This window comes from Mesorhizobium neociceri (genome assembly GCF_013520985.1).
Lineage (GTDB): Bacteria > Pseudomonadota > Alphaproteobacteria > Rhizobiales > Rhizobiaceae > Mesorhizobium > Mesorhizobium neociceri.
The window spans coordinates 24,665-38,047 of sequence record NZ_JACDTY010000011.1 but is presented as its reverse complement, the minus strand read 5'-3'; the positions used below and the strand labels follow the sequence as shown (position 1 = coordinate 38,047).

Genomic DNA, 13,383 nt, shown 5'->3' with positions numbered 1-13,383 from the left:
GCCGGGTGCGTGCGCCGTTCAAAATAGCGTGATCCGCCCTATAGCACTAATCGCCCGATGAGCGAGCCCTGCAGGGCTTCGACGTTCACTTCGTGCCGCGGCAGATGACGATCGGATCGGACATCGCGCGGTCGAAACCACCGCCCTGATAGACTTGGACATTCGCGGCCCCAGGCGGCAGCAGGAAGCTGCCTTCGACGATCTTCTGATCGCCGGTCGCCATGTGCAAAGCCCAGCTGAAGCTGCAGAATTGCGGCGGCGCCTTGGCTTCGACATGGCTGCAGTTCAGTTGCGCACCGCCCAGCATGGCGGCTCCGCCACAGCTGACGGCGTCCTTGGCGGCGGCCGGAAACGCGCATCCCGACAGGACAGCCACAGCAGCGATCCGGAGCCAATTTATCGTCATTGTTTCACCGGCTCGTGCCGGTCCTTCTGTTGCGCCACGCCGATGGGACATTTGCTCCAGGCGGCCTAATCCATCTTGCGCACGGCGTCCAGCAGGATTATGTGCATGATGATAATAAGCATGCTCACGAAAAGTTGCCCGCAGACCCTGATCTCCTCCATGTCCTCCTCACCCAACATCAGCTTCGTGCTGCACGATGCCGCGCGCCTGTTTCGCAGGCGGCGGCCTGAGCAGCGTTCGCGCCCGTCCAATATCGGGCAGCCCCGGCTGCAAACCCTGACCCTGATCCAATCCAATCTGCTCGAGGCTTGTACCCAGCCAGCCGTCGACCGGGAGAAAACCCATGGCTGAATCGACATCACCCAAGAAACCGGCGGAAGACGCCACGGATCGGCCGCGCGACCAGATCATCCGGCTGGACAGCGAGCGCGAACAAAGGCGCGCCGGCGCGGTCATCGACGATGGCGAGCTGGAAACGCCGGTTGCGCTTGAACCGGCAGCGCTCGAGGCGCCAACCAGGGAGCCGCAACCGCTGCCGGCTCCGGTCATTGCCGCGCCGCCGGCCCCAGTCAAGCCGAAGCGCAGCCTGACGCGGCCGGTCCTGTTTGCCCTGCTGCCGATCGCGCTGATCGTCGGCGGCTATTACTACGTCATCGGCGGCCAGGTCATGACCACCGACAATGCGTACATCCAGGCGCAGTCGCTCGGCGTTTCCACCGACGTCTCCGGCACCGTGCAGGAGATCGATGTGCACGAGAACGAGGCGGTGAAGAAGGGCGATGTGCTCTTCCGCCTGCGGCCTGCCTCTTTCGAGACCGCGCTTGCTGCCGCCCAGGCGCAGCTGGGCACAGTGCGCAACCAGGTGCTGACCCTGCAGGCGAGCTACCAGCAGTCGCTGTCGCAGATCGACCAGGCGCAAGCCGACATCCCCTATTACGAGGCCGCCTTCCAGCGCCAGCAGGATCTGCTCAAGACCTCGACAGCCTCCAAGGCAAGCTTCGACAGCGCCCAGCATGATCTCGTCGCCGCCCGCCAGAAAGTGTCGGTGGCCAAGGCGACGGCGCAGGCGACCCTTGCCCAGCTTGGCGGCGATGCCAGCCAGCCGGTGGAGAAGAACCCTTTCTATCTGCAGGCGCAGTCGGCGGTCGACGACGCCGAGCGCAACCTCGGCGATGCAACCGTCAAGGCGCCGTTCGACGGCATCGTCACCAATGTCGACGCGCTGCAGGTCGGCAAGTACCTGCCGGCCTCGCAGCCGGCCTTCAGCCTGATTTCGGCGACCGATCTGTGGATCGAGGCCGAGCCGAAGGAAACTGAACTGACCTATGTCCGGCCGGGGCAGACGGCAACGATCAGCGTCGACACCTATCCGGGCGCTGTGTGGCACGGCACGGTCGCCTCGATCAGCCCGGCCTCGTCGTCGAGCTTCTCGCTGTTGCCGGCGCAGAACACCACCGGCAACTGGGTCAAGGTCGTGCAGCGCATCCCGATGCGGGTGACAGTCGACGATCTCGCCGGCAAGCCGCCGCTGCGCGGCGGCATGAGCGTCGTCGTCGACGTCGACACCGGCCATGCGCGCGGTCTGCCAGACTTCGTCACCAACCTCATCAACCGGTTCGAGCAGAAGTCATGAGCAGCGCTGCCGCGACAGGTGCCACGCCGGTGGTCGCCAACCGCGGCGCCATCACCGCTTGCGTGATCCTGGCTGTCATCATGCAGGCGCTGGACACCACCATCGCCAATGTTGCGCTGCCCTATATCCAGGGCAGCGTCTCGGCCAGCGCCGACCAGATCAACTGGGTGCTGACCTCCTATATCGTCGCCGCCGCCGTCATGACGCCGCCTTCGGGCTATCTCGCCAACCGTTTCGGCCGCAAGCGCATCCTGTTGACCTCGATCACCGGCTTCGTCGTCGCCTCGGTGCTGTGCGGCTTCGCCCAGTCGCTGCCGCAGATCGTCGGTTTCCGGCTGCTGCAAGGCCTGTTCGGCGCCGCTCTGGTGCCGCTGTCGCAAAGCATCCTGCTCGACATCTACAGCGTCGAGGAGCGCGGCTCGGCGATGGCGCTGTTCGGCGTTTCGGTCATGGTCGGCCCGGTGCTCGGCCCGGTCATCGGTGGCTGGCTGACCGAAAATGTCAGCTGGCGCTGGGTGTTCTACATCAACGTGCCGATCGGGGCGCTGGCTTTTGCCGGCGTGTCGATGTTCGTCATGGAAACCAAGATGGACCTCAAGGCCAGGCTCGACTGGCTGGGCTTCGGGGCGCTTAGCATCACCATTGCCGCGCTGCAGATGTTCCTCGACCGGGGCGAGCAGCTCAACTGGTTCTCGTCATCCGAGATCATCGTCGAGGCGCTGATCTGCGCGTCGGCCTTCTACATCTTCCTCGTCCACACTTTCACCGCCCGCAACAGCTTCGTGAACCCGCGGCTGTTCCTCGACCGCAACTTTGCCGTCGGCATGGTCTTCATCTTCATCATCGGCATCACCTACCTCGCCTCGCTGGCACTGATGACGCCCTATCTGCAGACGCTGATGGGCTATCCCGTCGTCACGGCCGGCATCGTCATGGGGCCGCGCGGCCTCGGCACCATGGCCTGCATGTTCCTGGTCGGCAGGCTGGTCGGCAAGGTCGACACGCGCTGGCTGCTGTTCACCGGCCTCGCGATCACCGCCTGGGCGATGTACGACATGACCGGCTGGACCCCCGATGTCTCGCAATGGACGATCATCAGCACCGGCTTCATCCAGGGTGCGGGCCTCGGCTTCCTGTTCGTGCCGTTGACCACCATCACCTTCGCCACGCTGGCGCCGGAGCGCCGTGCCGAAGGCACCGGCCTCTACAATCTTTCACGCAACATCGGCTCCAGCGTCGGCATCTCGGTCGTCACCGCGCTGTTGACGCAGAATGTGCAGATCAACCACGCCAACATCGCCACCTATGTCACGCCCTACAACCAGGCGTTCAGCAATCCGGCGATATTCCAGGCGATGAACCCCTACAGCGCTGCAGGTCGCGCCGCGCTCGACGGCGTGGTCACGCTGCAGGCAACGATCATCAGCTACATGAACGACTTCAAGCTGATGATGATCCTGTCGCTGGCGGCCATCCCGCTGGTGCTCTTGCTGCGCAAGCCGGCAACCCCGGCCAAGATCGACCACAGCGCCGTCGTCGAGTAAAACGAAACCGGGGCCCCGCGAAGGACAAGCAGGACCCCGGTCGTGTCGAAGGCGGCTTCCGCAACACATGGCACCTCGTCATGAGGCGGGATGGCAAGCCGAGAAAGCCGTCGCGGACTTGCCGACATCCCCTTTTCCGGAAGCCGTTACTTCGGCAACAGCACTTTGTTGACGACGTGGATGACGCCGTTCGACTGGTTGACGTCGGCGATCGTCACCTTGGCGGCGCCGCCGGACTCGTCGACGATGTAGAGCGAGCCGCCCTTGACCTCAGCGGTCAGCGTGTCACCGGAAACGGTCTTCATTTCATATTTGCCGCCCATCGCCTTGGCCTTGGTCATCATCTCCTTGGCCGAGATCTTGCCGGAAACGACATGTGCGGTCAGGATCTTGGTCAGCTTGTCCTTGTTCTCGGGCTTCACCAGCGTGGCGACGGTGCCGGCGGGCAGCTTCTTGAAGGCGGAATCGGTCGGCGCGAACACGGTGAACGGACCGGCGCTCTGCAGCGTGTCGACAAGACCGGCTGCCTTGACGGCTGCGACCAGCGTCTTGTGGATCGGCGAGTTGACCGCATTCTCGACGATGTTCTTCGTGGTCGACATCGCGGCGCCGCCGACGGCGGGATTGGCGAACGTGTAGACGCTCGTGGCGGTGAGGCCGGAGACCGTGAGGACGGCCGAGATACAGAGAGCTTTGAGGATGGACTGTGCCATTGGAGAACCCTTCCATTGCGACAATTGTTGATTCGATTGTCGGGGAGAGTTACGCGGCGGCGGAGGGAAAGTTTCGAAACGATCGTGAAAATATAATATAAACAAATACTTAAAGACAAGTCGGCCGCCCGGAACCAATGTCCCCGCGACCTAAGCCAAGAGGATGCGGCTCCAGCGAAGCTATTTTCGAATGAAGGGTGATCCGTCCTGAACGTCCTGGGGGATACAGGATGAGACACGCCCTTCACGTGCTTCAAGTTTCGCGCCTCACGGGAACGTGATGCACATGTCGCCCAACAAAAAAGCCCCGGACGAACCGGGGCTTTTCGAGTTGGCCAGAAGGGGCGCCGGCTACTCAGCCGGCGATGGTTTCTTTCGAAACAGTGCCGCCAGATTGTCCCACAATTCGATCTTGGCGCCCTGGCGCTTCATGATCACGCCCTGCTGCAGGATCGACAGCGTGTTGTTCCAGGCCCAGTAGATGACGAGGCCGGCTGGGAAGCTGCCCATCATGAAAGTGAAGATCACCGGCATCCAGGTGAAGATCTGCGCCTGGGTCGGATCCGGCGGCGTCGGGTTCATGCGCATCTGCAGGAACATGGTGATGCCCATGACCACCGCCCAGGCGCCCATATGCGGCAGGAAGGCCGGCGGCGCGAAAGGCAGCAGGCCGAACAGGTTGAAGATCGAGGTCGGATCGGGCGCCGCCAGATCCTGGATCCAGCCGAAGAACGGCGCGTGCCGCATCTCGATGGTGATGTAGAGCACCTTGTAGAGCGAGAAGAACACCGGGATCTGCAGCGCCACCGGCCAGCAGCCGGCGAGCGGATTGATCTTCTCGGTCTTGTACAGCTCCATCATCGCCTGTTGCTGCTTCATCTTGTCGTCCGCGTATTTCTCGCGGATCTCGAGCATCTTGGGCTGCACCTTCTTCATGTTCGCCATCGACGCGTAGGATTTGTTGGCGAGCGGGAAGAAGATGGTCTTGACGACGACGGTGGTGGCCAGGATGGCCAGGCCGAAATTGCCGAAGAATTTGTAGAGCGTGTCGATCAGGTAGAACATCGGCTTGGTGATCCAGATGAACCACCCCCAATCGATCAGCCGGTCGAACAGCCTGATCTGGCGGTCCTGGGCGTAGGCATTGATCTTGTTGACTTCCTTGGCGCCGGCGAAGATTTCGGTCTCCACCGTCGCCGACTGACCGGCGGCAATGGTGATCGGGTCGGTGAGGAAGTCCGACTGGTAGCGCGGGCGGCCATTGTCGTAATAGGCATAGTGCGGCTGGAACGGCTGCTTCTCGGTCGGCACCAGGGTGACCGCCCAGTATTTGTCGGTGATGCCAAGCCAGCCGTCGGTCGACTTACCAGGCGTGTAGAGCTTGTTCTTCTCGATGTCGGCGTATTTGTGCTCCTGCAGGCCTTCCGTGCCGGTGACGCCGATCAGGCCTTCATGCAGCACATAGGAGCTGGCAATCGCCGGCTTGTCGAAACGGATGACGCGGCCGTAGTTGGACAGCGTGACAGGGGCCGAGCCCGAATTCTGCACCGCGTCGGAAACGGTGAACATGTAGTCGTTGTCGACCGAAACCGTGCGCTTGAAGGTCAGGCCCTTGTCGTTGGTGAAGGTCAGCGTCACCGGCGTCGCCGGCGTCAGGGTCGCATTGCCGTCGACACTCCAGACGGTTTCCGGGCCCGGCACCGCGCCGGTCGTGTCGCTGCCAACAAAGCCGATCTCGGCATAATAGCCGGTGGGCAGCGCCTGCGGGTTGAGCAGCTGGATCTGCGGCGAGGTCTTGTCGACGGTCTCGGTGTAGTGCTTGAGCTTGAGGTCGTCGAGGCGCCCGCCGGTCAGGTTGATCGAGCCCGACAGGCTCGGCGTATCGATGTTGACGCGGGCGGTCTTGGCCACTTCCTGCGCACGGCCTTCCGGTGTCGTGACATAGGTTCCGGGCGCGTTCGGGATGGCGCCGGGCGCCGCCGGCGCCGTCGTGCCGCCGGGATTAGCGGCCTCGGCCGCCTTCTTCTGCTCCGCCACCCGCTGCTCTTCGATGCGGGCCGCCTCGCGCTGCTGTTCGCTGCGCGGCATGACGTAAAAAATCTGCCACAGCCCGAGGATCAGCACCGACAAGACGATGGTGATGTAGAAGTTCCGGTTGTTTTCCATCGAAAGCCCTTGGCCTATCGTGATCCGCTGAGACGGCGGGAGAGTTCGGCCTTCAACTGGCCGAACGGAATGGTAAGCACGTCTTCACGCCCGACGATGACATAGTCATTGCCGGGCGCCATGTCACTTGCGGCATGGGTGCGCACGGCTTCTTTCAGCCGCCGCCTGACGCGGTTGCGCACGACTGCATTGCCGACTTTCTTGGTGACGGTGAAGCCGACACGCGGCGACAGGCCGTCATTGCGGTCGAGAACCTCAACGAGAAAAAGCCGCCCGCGCCGCTTTTCACCGCGGCGGACGGCCAGAAATTCCGCACGTTTCAGAAGCCGCTTGGGGTTTGGTCCCACTGGCTTGCCGGTTGCGGGCAACGATCTCGTCTTCCGTTCAGGCGCTGAGCCGCTTGCGGCCGCGGTTGCGGCGAGCTGCGACGACGCCGCGACCACCCTTGGTGGCCATGCGAGCACGGAAACCGTGCCGGCGCTTGCGGACGAGTTTGGACGGTTGGTAGGTACGCTTCATTTGTTTTAATACCGCGGGGTGCGGCCCTTCTTGATTCTGTCACTGTGTAACAGGAGCTTTGCCGGGCCGGTATTGGCGCGATCGAAACCGCGCCGGGACGAATGGCCCGAGCGTGAGCGGGCTTATAGAAAGAAGGTCTTTGGGAGTCAATCCAGCGCGAACTATGAGTTCGTCGCGGCGCGAACCAACAGTTCGTCGCGGCGCGAACGACCAGTTCGAGGCGGTTTTACTGGCTGGTACCATCGTCCAACGAAGGATGAAATTGGCAAAAAAGCCGCAATCGCCTAATCTGAACCGATCAAGCGTTTGTGAAGACAGGCCTTAATGAGCGAAGTTGCCTCAGCGGATGAAGGGACCGGCCCGGCGAAAGCCGACGCCAGCCCGGCAACCGTTCGCCCAGTTCCAAGCCGCTCGGTATCCTTGGCGCGCGGCCTGTCGACCAAGCTGCTGCTGCTTACCATCGTCTTCGTGCTCCTGGCCGAAGTCCTTATTTTCCTGCCCTGGATCGCCAGCTACCGCCTGGCCTGGCTGAAGGAGAGGCTGAGCACCGCTGCCGCGGTGTCGATCGTGCTGGTGCAGGGTGAGCCCAATTCGCTATCCCGCGCCGCCCAGAACGACGTGCTGATGGCGATCGGCGCCAAGGCGATCGCGGTGCGCGACGGCGGCGTCTCGCGCCTGCTGGTGGTGGCCGAAATGCCGCCGCAGGTCGACGAGCATATCGACATCGCCAATGTCGGCATGATCAAGGGCATGACCGGGGCGCTCGACACGCTGTTCTTCGGCGGCAAGCGCATGCTCAGGGTTTTCGGCCCGGTCGGCGACAGCGACAAGGAATTCGAGCTGATCATGCCCGATTATTCCCTGCGCAACGCCATGCTGCGCTATTCGCGCAACGTCGCCTTCGTCTCGCTGCTGATCTCGCTGTTCACCGCCATGCTGGTCTATGCCGCGATCGACCTGATTATGATCGGCCCGATCCGCACCATGACGCGCTCGATGCTGTCCTTCTCCGAGGCGCCCGACGATCCCTCGCGCATCATCCATCCGGCCGCCCGCGCCGACGAGATCGGCGTCGCCGAACGCGAACTGTCGCAAATGCAGGAACGGCTGCAAAAGATGCTGGCCGAGCAGAAGCACCTTGCCGATCTTGGCCTCGCCGTCTCCAAGATCAACCACGACATGCGCAACATCCTGGCCTCGGCGCAGCTGATGTCGGACCGTCTGCGCCTGGTCAAGGACCCGACCGTGCAGGCCTTCGCGCCAAAGCTTTTGCGGGCGCTCGACCGCGCCGTGTCCTATTCCGAAGGTGTGCTGGCCTATGGCCGCACCCAGGAGCCGGCGCCCTCGCGCCGACGCTTGCGGCTGCGCCAGTTGGTCGACGACGTCCACGGCTTGCTCGACATCGAGGACGGCATCGAATTCGTCAACGCTGTCGAGCTCGCTTTCGAGGTCGATGCCGATTCCGACCAGCTGTTTCGCGTGCTCACCAATCTGTGCCGCAACGCCGTGCAGGCGATGGCGGCGGACTCTGAGAGCGCGCTGGTGCGCCGGCTCGCCGTATCGGCCGAGCGTATCGGCAGCGTCAGCCGCATCATCGTCACCGACTCCGGCCCCGGCCTGCCGCCCAAGGCGCGCGAAAACCTGTTCGCGGCGTTTCGCGGTTCGGCCCGCAGCGGCGGCACCGGCCTTGGCCTTGCCATCGCCCACGAGCTGATCCGCGCCCATGGCGGCACGGTGGAGCTGGTCGAATCGATCGGCGGCCGCACCACCTTCGCCGTCACCATCCCCGACCAGCCGGTCCGCCTCGACCAGGCCCGCACCGGCCTGCGCCGCCCGGCCTGAGCCGAATCGCAACACACCTCGATCTGCCTGCGACAAAACTTTTGCCGGATCGGCTTGCTTTTCGGAAATTCAGTCGTTAGGGAACACGTCTCGTCGCGGCCGGTCGCCAGGATCGGATCGCGGGGCTATGCAAGTCATGGCCTGTTGCGCGCCCGTAGCTCAGCTGGATAGAGCACCAGACTACGAATCTGGGGGTCAGGAGTTCGAATCTCTTCGGGCGCGCCAAAATCTACGCTTTTCCACGCCACCTCGGCGCTGCCGATAGACGCTCAAATGTGCGATCCGTTCAATCGGATGCTTGCCGACATCCTGCGACCGTTTCGTCACCGCTTCGCTCGGCGGATATTGAACCTTCAGGCTTTCGCTCTGGCCGCCAGCTAGCGATCGAACCAGACGACTTTGGTGCGCAGAGGCAACCGGATAATCGTCTGACTTTGTAGCGGTGTCAGCGGACGCGCTCGGAGAGCGGCCTCGCAATGATCATGTTGCGGTTGGCAATCTTGATGTGGATGGCGATCTCGTTCTGCTGAGGCCCGAAGGTCCGGGATTTCAGGCGTCCGTCGTTGATCCTCTTGATGCGTGAGATTGCCGTTTCGACAAGGGAGCGCCTGCCGTAACCGTGTCGCTTCTGCCAGGCCATTCGACCGTGGAGAGCGATCTCGGCGGCGTGCAGTTCGCGCTCGCTTCCGCCATGTGGATCGCCCTTGTCGGGGATGGATGGCTCCCTCGGCGGGATGACAATGTCCGGCGGTGAGCGTGCCGGGCGGGCAGCGCGGATCGCCTTATATGTTGGCTCACCGTCATAAGCTCCATCGGCAATGACGCGACGAATGTTACCGCCGGAATTGGCGACGAGTTCGCCGATCATCGACGCATCCGAGGTATCATCGTCGGTCAACTCAAAGGCGATGATCTCATTGTCATCCGGGTTGACCGAAATGTGCAGTTTTCGCCAGGAACGGCGTGTTTCGCCGTGTTTGTGCCTTGCCCATTCGCCTGCGCCGTAGAATTTCAGCCCGGTGCTGTCGATAACAAGGTCAACCGGCCTTTGCGCGGCCAGCGGAAGTCGGTCACCGCAACAGTTCTTCGTCGCCGCGACAGTGTCGTATGATCAGGAACAGTCAGATCGAGACGCATCAACTCAATGACGCTGCGGACAAATCCCTCCGTCTGGCGAAGCGCCATCTTGTGAAGCGATCCCATTACAAGAACGGTCTCGATCGCCAGGTTGGAGAAGCGTCTCTGCCCGCCAGGCGTGTTCGGCATGCGGCCTTCCAGGCGTCAATTGCATCCGCCGATATCCACATCCGGACATCGCCGCGCGCCACAAGGCCGCGATCGTATTCGCTCCAATTTCGAACCCTATACCGCGCCTTCGGCACGCGATGACGGTGCGGATCATGGAACTTGAACGGCATGAAAAAACTCGGCTACGCTACAAACCGCTGGTAGATATCACTTGACCGACCGCGATGCACCAACGCCGACGGTTTTCCCTCTTGGCTCTGCTGCCTCCTCATTGCTTGAAACCGGACGCGTCGAGCAGGGCGACCTGCTTGCCGTCGATATAGAAGCGTATCGCGTGCGCCTCGTTGTCCACCGCGATACGCGTGGGCTGGAGGGCCTGCGGCGCGGGCGCCTTGACATATTTCGACGGAAATCCTCCGGCCGGCGCGTTTGCAAAAAGCAGCGCCAGTGCGATGCATCCTGCGGTGAACATAACGAAGGTGAGTCTGGAAGAGGCGGTTGAGGTCATCTGGTAGTTCCTTCTTGATGAGGTGGCATTACGGTTCGGTTGTTCCCGGTCTTCGCAGCCGGGTTTCGCCGTTGCTCGACATCGAGCGTGTCACAGCCCTACGAAGGAAGGGGAACTCAAGCCCCACATTCAGCGCGTTCTTCCTGACGATCTGCCCCTTGCCCATGTCGAGCTTAGCGCTGGTCGATGGCGCGAAAAGGGGCTACGTGCGGAACGGCATGGAATTCTCTGGAATTCCTGGAATATTAGCCAGTAGAAATAAAGCGACCGGACGTGGAGCCTGCGACATGGCTTGCTTGCTCAGGTTGCAGCGGGGAGCGTGAAAGCATGATCTTCGCTCGAACAAGAAGCCAATCCCGATTCCATCGGGATGGAACAGGTGCAGCCGGATGGCACTGAACATCGCGCAGAAGTTACGAATGACCTCGGTCGTGCTGGGAACCGCCAGCCGCAAGGATCTGGCGGCGGCGTTCCGCGCCGTTAACCCGAAGACGGCTTTCGATGTTGGGCGCGCCGACAAATGGCTGCAGGGCCGCGCACAGCCTCGCGAGCACAGCGTCTACGACGATTGGGCGAAAGTGCTGCGCATCGAGCAGCCCGGCGCCTGGATCGCCGAGAGCGATCTGCCGAGCTTCGCGGCCGCGATCGCCGCCCGCCACGGCATCGACGCGGCGGAGCTCGAACGCCGCGCCCACGCGCAGTCCGCTGCCTCGCCCGGGCATGACGACAAAGGCATCGGACTGGCGCTCGCCGGGACCTATGCCTGGTACTCTCGCGCCTGGTCGCCCTATTATCGCGGCCAACTCATCAGGGGCCGCCTGGCGATCGAGGCGGGGCCGGGTGCGCATGCCTTCACCGCCACATATCGCGAGACATTGCCGACCGGGCAGTTGCAGCTCTCCGGGCCGGTCACGCCGGCAAAGCGCAGCCTCTATCTGCATCTGAAGGAGGTGGGCGGCGAGGCGCAGTCCTTCCTTTGCCTGTTCCCGCATACGCAGCCGGTGAGCGTGCTCGGCGGCTATATGGTCGGCACCGCCATCTTCGCCCCGGAAGCGCAGCCCTCGGCCACCAGGATCCTGTTGGTGCGCCTGCGCGATGCGCCCGCCGCCGAACAATGGGGCGGGCCCCTGCCGCCCGGCATCTCGATCGCCGCCGACCTAGCAAGTCTCGGCATCGTCATGGAGCACCCGGAAGCGGTCGACCGCCAGTTCGGCCAATTCCTCGGTGCCGACAGCGACGGCGGCGTCAACCAGATCCCGCCGTCCGAATACCGCGCCATCCTCGACGTGTTCGACCGCCATTGGCTGCAGCACGCGGGCTAAAAGCGCGCGAACTTGACAAGCTCTCGACGGCGACGACTTTGGTGCGCAGAGGCAACCGGATAATCGTCTGACTTTGTAGCGGTGTCAGCGGACGCGCTCGGAGAGCGGCCTCGCAATGATCATGTTGCGGTTGGCAATCTTGATGTGGATGGCGATCTCGTTCTGCTGAGGCCCGAAGGTCCGGGATTTCAGGCGTCCGTCGTTGATCCTCTTGATGCGTGAGATTGCCGTTTCGACAAGGGAGCGCCTGCCGTAACCGTGTCGCTTCTGCCAGGCCATTCGACCGTGGAGAGCGATCTCGGCGGCGTGCAGTTCGCGCTCGCTTCCGCCATGTGGATCGCCCTTGTCGGGGATGGATGGCTCCCTCGGCGGGATGACAATGTCCGGCGGTGAGCGTGCCGGCTACGCTACAAACCGCTGGTAGATATCACTTGACCGACCGCGATGCACCAACGCCCCCGACTTCCGCATTTCGAGAACGTAGAGCGGAGCGGAATGTTGCAGAGTAAATCTTCGCAGCGTCATCGCTCAATGTGCGTGGTAAGACCGCGACGGCGGAACCAGCGGAGCCTGATTTGACCATGCCTTCTTCTCCCACCAAGCGTGCGCTGATCACCGGGGCGGGTGCTGCCGACGGCATCGGCTTTGCCATTGCGCGGCAGCTCGGCCTTGCCGGTCATGCCGTTTTCCTGAACGGTGCCAGCGCGCGTGTACTCGACCGCGCCGCCGAGCTTTGCGCCGAAGGCATCAATGCCAAAGCCGCGGTCGCCGATCTCACCATCGCAGCCGAAGTCGCGCGGCTGCGGGCTGATGTCGGCGCTGTCGACATCCTGGTCAACAATGCCGGCATGGGCTCGCTGGCATCGCCCTCGGTTGACAGGGCGTTTCTCGCCATGACCGAGGCCGACTGGGACCAGGGGATCGACGTCAGCCTGAAGACCGCGTTCCTGGTCACCCGCGCGTTTCTGCCGGCGATGGTAGAGGCAGGCTATGGGCGCATCGTCAATGTGGCGTCGGTTACCGGGCCGCTGGTGTCTTTCGAAGGCACCGCCGCCTATTCCGCCGCCAAGGCCGGCATGGTCGGCCTGACGCGCACGCTGGCGCTCGAAGCGGCAAAAAGCGGCGTCACGGCCAATGCCGTGGCCCCCGGCTGGATCGAAACGGGCTCGTCGAGCGCAATGGAGCGGCAAGCTGCCCTGCACACGCCACCGGCGCGGGCCGGGCGGCCCGACGAGGTTGCCGCAGCGGTGGTGTTCCTGGCATCGGAAGGCGCCAGCTACGTCAATGGCGCCCTGCTGGTGGTCGACGGCGGCAACAGCCTTCAGGAGCGCAAGGGCTGAATGCGAAAACGACCGGTCGTTCACGATGGGGTTCATGCAAGTCATGGCCTGTTGCGCGCCCGTAGCTCAGCTGGATAGAGCACCAGACTACGAATCTGGGGGTCAGGAGTTCGAATCTCTTCGGGGAGCCGATCCAGTATCA

Annotated in this window: 14 protein-coding genes and 2 tRNA genes; 8 read left to right on the top strand and 8 right to left on the bottom strand. The window is 63.1% G+C overall.

The window, feature by feature from the left end:
* Nucleotides 1-85: 85 nt before the first annotated feature.
* On the bottom strand, nt 86-307 hold the full coding sequence (locus H0241_RS21315; RefSeq protein ID WP_235984399.1) for a hypothetical protein: 222 nt from the start codon (nt 305-307) through the stop codon (nt 86-88).
* Nucleotides 308-526: 219 nt separating this feature from the next.
* On the opposite strand from H0241_RS21315, the gene H0241_RS21310 reads away from it, so the two are divergent.
* Genes H0241_RS21310 through H0241_RS21300 form a run of 3 tightly spaced genes read left to right on the top strand, consistent with a single transcriptional unit; the run spans nt 527 to nt 3,583 of the window.
* Nucleotides 527-757 carry a hypothetical protein gene (locus H0241_RS21310; RefSeq protein ID WP_235984398.1) on the top strand — a complete coding sequence of 77 codons (231 nt, stop codon included), beginning with the start codon at nt 527-529 and terminating at the stop codon, nt 755-757.
* A complete protein-coding gene (locus tag H0241_RS21305) occupies nt 750-2,039 on the top strand; it encodes an HlyD family secretion protein (protein WP_181059816.1) in 1,290 nt (429 codons plus the stop codon). Before H0241_RS21310 ends, H0241_RS21305 begins: the two co-directional genes overlap by 8 nt.
* Entirely contained in the window at nt 2,036-3,583 is a 1,548-nt protein-coding gene (locus tag H0241_RS21300) for a DHA2 family efflux MFS transporter permease subunit (RefSeq protein ID WP_181059815.1), read from the top strand. The genes H0241_RS21305 and H0241_RS21300 overlap by 4 nt, the downstream gene beginning before the upstream one ends.
* Nucleotides 3,584-3,729: 146 nt before the next feature.
* Here the strand turns inward: H0241_RS21300 and H0241_RS21295 are convergent, their stop codons facing one another.
* The 4 genes from H0241_RS21295 to rpmH form a co-directional block, all read right to left on the bottom strand.
* Entirely contained in the window at nt 3,730-4,296 is a 567-nt protein-coding gene (locus H0241_RS21295) for a fasciclin domain-containing protein (RefSeq protein WP_181059814.1), read from the bottom strand.
* Nucleotides 4,297-4,647: 351 nt separating this feature from the next.
* The gene (yidC, locus tag H0241_RS21290) at nt 4,648-6,462 is read right to left on the bottom strand and encodes a membrane protein insertase YidC (RefSeq protein WP_181059813.1); all 1,815 of its coding nucleotides are present in this window, start codon (nt 6,460-6,462) and stop codon (nt 4,648-4,650) included.
* Nucleotides 6,463-6,476: 14 nt separating this feature from the next.
* Nucleotides 6,477-6,830 (bottom strand): ribonuclease P protein component, encoded by a 354-nt coding sequence (gene rnpA / locus H0241_RS21285; protein WP_181059812.1) that lies wholly within the window; start codon nt 6,828-6,830, stop codon nt 6,477-6,479.
* Nucleotides 6,831-6,846: 16 nt separating this feature from the next.
* Nucleotides 6,847-6,981, bottom strand: coding sequence for a 50S ribosomal protein L34 (gene rpmH / locus H0241_RS21280; protein WP_008833937.1), 135 nt, complete (start codon nt 6,979-6,981; stop codon nt 6,847-6,849).
* A 324-nt stretch (nt 6,982-7,305) separates the two neighbouring features.
* Here rpmH and H0241_RS21275 point away from each other — a divergent pair, with 324 nt between their 5' ends.
* Both H0241_RS21275 and H0241_RS21270 read left to right on the top strand, forming a co-directional pair.
* A complete protein-coding gene (locus H0241_RS21275; RefSeq protein ID WP_181059811.1) occupies nt 7,306-8,823 on the top strand; it encodes an ATP-binding protein in 1,518 nt (505 codons plus the stop codon).
* 148 nt (nt 8,824-8,971) lie between these two features.
* A tRNA-Arg gene (locus H0241_RS21270) sits at nt 8,972-9,048 on the top strand.
* 220 nt (nt 9,049-9,268) lie between these two features.
* Here H0241_RS21270 and H0241_RS21265 read toward each other — a convergent pair.
* The 3 genes from H0241_RS21265 to H0241_RS21255 all read right to left on the bottom strand — a co-directional run bounded on the left by H0241_RS21265 (nt 9,269) and on the right by H0241_RS21255 (nt 10,579).
* Nucleotides 9,269-9,838 carry an IS5 family transposase gene (locus tag H0241_RS21265; RefSeq protein ID WP_235984407.1) on the bottom strand — a complete coding sequence of 190 codons (570 nt, stop codon included), beginning with the start codon at nt 9,836-9,838 and terminating at the stop codon, nt 9,269-9,271.
* Nucleotides 9,835-10,089 (bottom strand): transposase, encoded by a 255-nt coding sequence (locus tag H0241_RS21260; RefSeq protein WP_181059810.1) that lies wholly within the window; start codon nt 10,087-10,089, stop codon nt 9,835-9,837. The genes H0241_RS21265 and H0241_RS21260 overlap by 4 nt, the downstream gene beginning before the upstream one ends.
* 250 nt (nt 10,090-10,339) lie before the next feature.
* Nucleotides 10,340-10,579 (bottom strand): hypothetical protein, encoded by a 240-nt coding sequence (locus H0241_RS21255; RefSeq protein WP_181059809.1) that lies wholly within the window; start codon nt 10,577-10,579, stop codon nt 10,340-10,342.
* 389 nt (nt 10,580-10,968) lie between these two features.
* Between H0241_RS21255 and H0241_RS21250 the strand changes: the two genes are divergently transcribed.
* The 3 genes from H0241_RS21250 (at nt 10,969) to H0241_RS21240 (ending at nt 13,371) form a co-directional block, all read left to right on the top strand.
* Nucleotides 10,969-11,901 (top strand): hypothetical protein, encoded by a 933-nt coding sequence (locus H0241_RS21250; RefSeq protein ID WP_181059808.1) that lies wholly within the window; start codon nt 10,969-10,971, stop codon nt 11,899-11,901.
* A gap of 581 nt (nt 11,902-12,482) precedes the next feature.
* Nucleotides 12,483-13,241, top strand: a complete 759-nt coding sequence (locus H0241_RS21245; protein WP_181059807.1) for an SDR family NAD(P)-dependent oxidoreductase — start codon at nt 12,483-12,485, stop codon at nt 13,239-13,241.
* Nucleotides 13,242-13,296: 55 nt separating this feature from the next.
* Nucleotides 13,297-13,371 (top strand) — tRNA-Arg (locus tag H0241_RS21240).
* Nucleotides 13,372-13,383: the final 12 nt, after the last annotated feature.

Bases quoted from the DNA above. Each gene is read 5' to 3' on its own strand.
- H0241_RS21315 (WP_235984399.1), bottom strand. From the start codon at position 307: ATGCTGGGCGGTGCGCAACTGAACTGCAGCCATGTCGAAGCCAAGGCG.
- H0241_RS21310 (WP_235984398.1), top strand. From the start codon at position 527: ATGCTCACGAAAAGTTGCCCGCAGACCCTGATCTCCTCCATGTCCTCC.
- H0241_RS21305 (WP_181059816.1), top strand. From the start codon at position 750: ATGGCTGAATCGACATCACCCAAGAAACCGGCGGAAGACGCCACGGAT.
- H0241_RS21300 (WP_181059815.1), top strand. From the start codon at position 2,036: ATGAGCAGCGCTGCCGCGACAGGTGCCACGCCGGTGGTCGCCAACCGC.
- H0241_RS21295 (WP_181059814.1), bottom strand. From the start codon at position 4,296: ATGGCACAGTCCATCCTCAAAGCTCTCTGTATCTCGGCCGTCCTCACG.
- yidC (WP_181059813.1), bottom strand. From the start codon at position 6,462: ATGGAAAACAACCGGAACTTCTACATCACCATCGTCTTGTCGGTGCTG.
- rpmH (WP_008833937.1), bottom strand. From the start codon at position 6,981: ATGAAGCGTACCTACCAACCGTCCAAACTCGTCCGCAAGCGCCGGCAC.
- H0241_RS21275 (WP_181059811.1), top strand. From the start codon at position 7,306: ATGAGCGAAGTTGCCTCAGCGGATGAAGGGACCGGCCCGGCGAAAGCC.
- H0241_RS21260 (WP_181059810.1), bottom strand. From the start codon at position 10,089: ATGCCGAACACGCCTGGCGGGCAGAGACGCTTCTCCAACCTGGCGATC.
- H0241_RS21255 (WP_181059809.1), bottom strand. From the start codon at position 10,579: ATGACCTCAACCGCCTCTTCCAGACTCACCTTCGTTATGTTCACCGCA.
- H0241_RS21250 (WP_181059808.1), top strand. From the start codon at position 10,969: ATGGCACTGAACATCGCGCAGAAGTTACGAATGACCTCGGTCGTGCTG.
- H0241_RS21245 (WP_181059807.1), top strand. From the start codon at position 12,483: ATGCCTTCTTCTCCCACCAAGCGTGCGCTGATCACCGGGGCGGGTGCT.